Annotated in this window: 5 protein-coding genes; all 5 read left to right on the plus strand. The window is 70.1% G+C overall.

All coding sequences use genetic code 11. The features are described from left to right. On the plus strand, window positions 1–256 hold a 256-nt coding region (locus QMX79_RS20075; protein WP_282248354.1), incomplete at its 5' end, for a shikimate kinase. Continuing rightward, complete coding sequence (gene aroB / locus QMX79_RS20080) at window positions 253–1,362, plus strand: 3-dehydroquinate synthase (protein ID WP_282248355.1); 1,110 nt, start codon at window positions 253–255, stop codon at window positions 1,360–1,362. The genes QMX79_RS20075 and aroB, both read left to right, overlap by 4 nt. Window positions 1,363–1,437: 75 nt before the next feature. Next, window positions 1,438–1,689 (plus strand): WGR domain-containing protein, encoded by a 252-nt coding sequence (locus QMX79_RS20085; RefSeq protein WP_282248356.1) that lies wholly within the window; start codon window positions 1,438–1,440, stop codon window positions 1,687–1,689. Between the two features lie 51 nt (window positions 1,690–1,740). Further along, entirely contained in the window at window positions 1,741–2,814 is a 1,074-nt protein-coding gene (gene hemE, locus QMX79_RS20090) for a uroporphyrinogen decarboxylase (protein ID WP_282248357.1), read from the plus strand. A gap of 91 nt (window positions 2,815–2,905) precedes the next feature. Then, window positions 2,906–4,309: a multidrug transporter subunit MdtD gene (gene mdtD / locus QMX79_RS20095; RefSeq protein ID WP_282248358.1), complete on the plus strand. Its 1,404-nt coding sequence runs from the start codon at window positions 2,906–2,908 to the stop codon at window positions 4,307–4,309. Window positions 4,310–4,349: the final 40 nt, after the last annotated feature.

The following is a 4,349-nucleotide window of genomic DNA, read 5'->3' on the forward strand; positions in this document are numbered from 1 at the left end:
GCGCGGCTTCGTGGTCTACCTGCGGGTGAGCGTGCCGGCCCAGCTGGAGCGGCTGGCGCGCGACCGGGGCCGGCCGCTGCTGCAGCGGCCGGACCGCGAGCAGGTACTGCACGAGATGGCGAACCTGCGCGACCCGCTGTACCAGGGCTTGGCCGACCTTACCCTCGATACCGATCTATACACGCCCAGCGAGGCGACCGCGCAGCTGGTGCTGCGCCTGGCCTCGCAATGGCAGCGACTGGAACCTTCCGCATGACCGCGTCCCCCCGCACCGTCGCCGTTGGCGGCGACACCCCCTACACCATCCATATCGGCCCCGGCCTGCTTGCCCAGGGCGAACTGCTGGCGCGCCACGTGCGCGGCCGCCACGTGCTGCTGCTCAGTGATTCATCGGTGGCGCCGCTGTACCTCTCCGGGGTCAAGCAGGCGCTGCTGGACGAACGTCCGGACCTGTTGATCGGCGAGCTGGTGCTGCCCGCCGGCGAAGCCTCCAAGACGCTGGCCAACTTCGGCGCGGCGATTACCGCGCTGGCGTCGCTGGGCGCCACCCGCGATGCGTGCGTGATGGCCCTGGGCGGTGGCGTGGCCGGCGACCTGGCCGGGTTCGCCGCGGCCTGCTGGATGCGCGGGGTGGACTGCGTGCAGCTGCCGACCTCGCTGCTGGCCATGGTCGATTCGTCGGTCGGCGGCAAGACCGCGGTGGACATTCCGGAAGGCAAGAACCTGGTGGGCGCCTTCCACCCGCCGCGCGCGGTGATCGCCGATACCGCCGCGCTGCGCACCCTGCCGCCGCGTGAGCTGCGCGCCGGCCTGGCCGAGGTGATCAAGTACGGCGCGATCCGCGACCCGCTGTTCTTCCAGTGGCTGCAGGCCGAACACGCCGCGCTGCTGGCCGGCGACGACGCCGCGCTGGCCCAGGCCATCGCACGCAGCTGCGAACACAAGGCCGAGATCGTCGAACGCGATCCGCTGGAACGCGGCGAGCGCGCCCTGCTCAACCTGGGCCACACCTTCGGCCATGCGATCGAGACCGAACAGGGCTACGGCGCGCCGGGCAACGACAACCTCAACCACGGCGAAGCCGTGGCGGTGGGCATGGTGCTGGCGGCGCGGCTGTCGGCCCAGCTGGGCATGAGCCACGACGACGACACCACCCGCCTGCGCGAGCTGCTGCTGCGCTACGAACTGCCGGTCTCCATTCCGGCCGGGCTGGCGCCCGAGGCGCTGCTGGCGCGCATGCGGCTGGACAAGAAGAACGTGGCCGGGCGCCTGCGCCTGGTGCTGTGGCAGGGCATCGGCCGTGCCGAAGTGGTGGCCGACATCGACGAAGCCGAGGTGCTGCGCGTGCTGGCCACCGGCTGAGCTGCGACCGTTTGCCGCGCCCGCCCGGCGGGCCGGTGACGGCCGCGTTGCCGGTTCGCGGCTACAATCGCGGGCATGCGCGTCTTCCTGCAACAACCCCCGGGCGGAACCGAACCGGCCCGCTACCTCCAGCTCACCCTGCAACCGGACCTGTTCGGCGGCTGGGAGCTGCTGCGTGAGTCGGGGCAGATCAGCGGCCGCGCCAAGCTGCACCGCCAGCTGTTCCCGGATGCGGGCCAGGCCCAGGCCGCGTTTGAAAAGGCGCGCGACACCGAGCTCAAGCGCGGTTACCAGATCACCTATACCAGCGGTGTGCCGCCGCGCTGAGCGGCCCGCCTCCCCCTGGCCCTGCGCCACCCGATTCCAAGGAAGCATCCCGTGACCAGCCCCTCCCGCCACGATCGCCTGCTGCGCGCCCTGCGCCGCGAACCGGTGGACTGCACCCCCGTCTGGCTGATGCGCCAGGCCGGCCGCTACCTGCCCGAGTACCGCGCCACCCGCGCCAAGGCCGGCAGCTTCCTGGCCATGGCCAAGAACCCGGACATCGCCTGCGAAGTCACCCTGCAGCCCCTGCGCCGGTTCGACCTGGACGCGGCGATCCTGTTCTCGGACATCCTGACCATTCCCGATGCGATGGGCCTGGAGCTGTACTTCGTCGAAGGCGAAGGCCCGAAGTTCCGCCACCCGGTCCGCGATACCGCCGCCATCGCCAAGCTCGCGGTGCCGGACATGGAAACCGAGCTGCGCTACGTGATGGATGCGGTGCGCGTGATCCGTCGTGAGCTGGACGGCCGCGTGCCGCTGATCGGTTTCTCCGGCAGCCCGTGGACGCTGGCCTGCTACATGGTCGAAGGCGGCGGCAGCAAGGACTTCGCACGCATCAAGGCAATGGCCCTGAACGAGCCGGCCGCACTGCACCAGCTGCTGTCGGTGGTGACCGACGCGGTCATTGCCTACCTGGCCGCCCAGCGCGCGGCCGGCGCGCAGGTGCTGCAGGTGTTCGATACCTGGGGCGGCGTGCTCAGCCCGTCCATGTACCGCGAATTCTCGCTGCGCTACCTGACCCGCATCGCACGTGAGCTGGAGCGCGGCGATGGCGGGCAGCGCACCCCGCTGATCCTGTTCGGCAAGGGCACCGGCCTGCACCTGGCCGACCTGGCCGACACCGGCGCCGATGCGCTGGGCGTGGACTGGACCCTGGACCTGGCCGACGCGGTCGCCCGTACCGGCGGCCGCGTGGCGCTGCAGGGCAATCTGGATCCGGCCACGTTGTACGGCAACCCGGACGCCATTGAACGCGCCGCCGGACAGGTGCTGGACAGCTATGCGCGCGGCAACGGCGGCTCGCGCGAGGGCCACGTCTTCAACCTCGGCCACGGCATGTCGCCGGACATGAACCCCGAACATGTGCAGGTGCTGGTCGAGGCGGTGCATCGGTTGAGCGCGCGCTGACGGCGCGCAGCCACGCAGGGCGTGGCTCTACCGGCCTGGCATACACACGCCCCGTGCGATCATGTGCACCTCGTTGATGAAGGTGCACACGATGACGACCCCCAGCTACGCCTCGTTCCGGCCCCTGTTGTGGCTGGTGTCGCTGGCGATCTTCATGCAGATGCTGGATTCGACCATCGTCAACACCGCCCTGCCCGCCATGGCCCGCAGCCTGGGTGAAAGCCCGCTGCAGATGCAGTCGGTGGTGTTCAGCTACGCGCTGGCGGTGGCGACCTTCATTCCCGCCTCCGGCTGGATCGCCGACCGCTTCGGTACCCGCCGCACCTTCCTGGCGGCAATCATCCTGTTCACCCTCGGCTCGCTCGCCTGCGCGCTGGCGCAGACCCTGCACCAGCTGGTCGCCGCGCGCGTACTGCAGGGCGTGGGCGGCGCGATGCTGCTGCCGGTCGGCCGCCTGGCGGTGATGCGCTCGGTATCACGCGAGCAGTTCCTGCGCGCCATGAGTTTCATCGCCATCCCGGCGCTGGTGGGGCCGCTGATCGGCCCGACCCTGGGCGGCTGGCTGGTGGAAGTGGCGTCCTGGCACTGGGTGTTCCTGATCAACCTGCCGATCGGCGTGATCGGCTATGTGGCCGCGCTGAAAATCATGCCCGACCACTACGCCGAGCACCGCACCCGCTTCGACATCGCCGGCTACCTGATGCTGGCGTTCGGCATGGTGGTGCTGTCGCTGGCGCTGGACGGCATTTCCGGCATGGCCACCCCGCATGCCTTGGTGATGCTGATGACCGTGGCCGGACTGGCCGCACTGGTCGGCTACTGGCTGCACGCGGCCAACTCCACCGCGCCGCTGTTCTCGCTGGCGCTGTTCCACGTGCCGAGCTACCGCATCGGCATCCTCGGCAACCTGTTCTCGCGGATCGGCAGCAGCGCCATGCCGCTGCTCATCCCCCTGCTGCTGCAGGTCGGCATGGGCATGAGCCCGATGAACGCCGGGCTGTTGATGATCCCCGTGGCCGCCGCCGGCATGCTGTCCAAGCGTTACGCGGTCAAGCTGGTGGAACGCTTCGGCTACCGCCGCGTATTGATGGTCAACACCGTGCTGGTGGGCCTGGCCATGGCCAGCTTCATCTTCATGGTGCCCGGCCAGCCGATGTGGCTGCGCGTGGTGCAGCTGGCCGTGTTCGGCGCGGTCAATTCGCTGCAGTTCACCGTGATGAACACCGTGACCCTGCGCGACCTGGACCGCGATTTCGCCAGCTCGGGCAACAGCCTGCTGTCGATGGTGATGATGCTGGCCACCGGCTTCGGCGCCGCGGCCGCAGGCAGCCTGCTGGCCGCGTTCGAGCACCTGGACACCCTGCACGGCGCCACCGCCGCCCTGCATGCCACGTTCGTGTGCGTGGGCGCGATCACGCTCACCTCCACCGTCATCTTCTGGCAGCTCCCCGACACCCGCCCCTCACCGCGCGATGTGGAAGAGGTGGCGGGATAGCCGCCGGGTGTTGCGCCCCCTCGTAGCCGCGGCCCGGTGG

Origin of the sequence: Stenotrophomonas sp. PS02300 (assembly GCF_029959395.1) — a bacterium.
Taxonomy (GTDB): Bacteria; Pseudomonadota; Gammaproteobacteria; order Xanthomonadales; family Xanthomonadaceae; genus Stenotrophomonas; species Stenotrophomonas maltophilia_AD.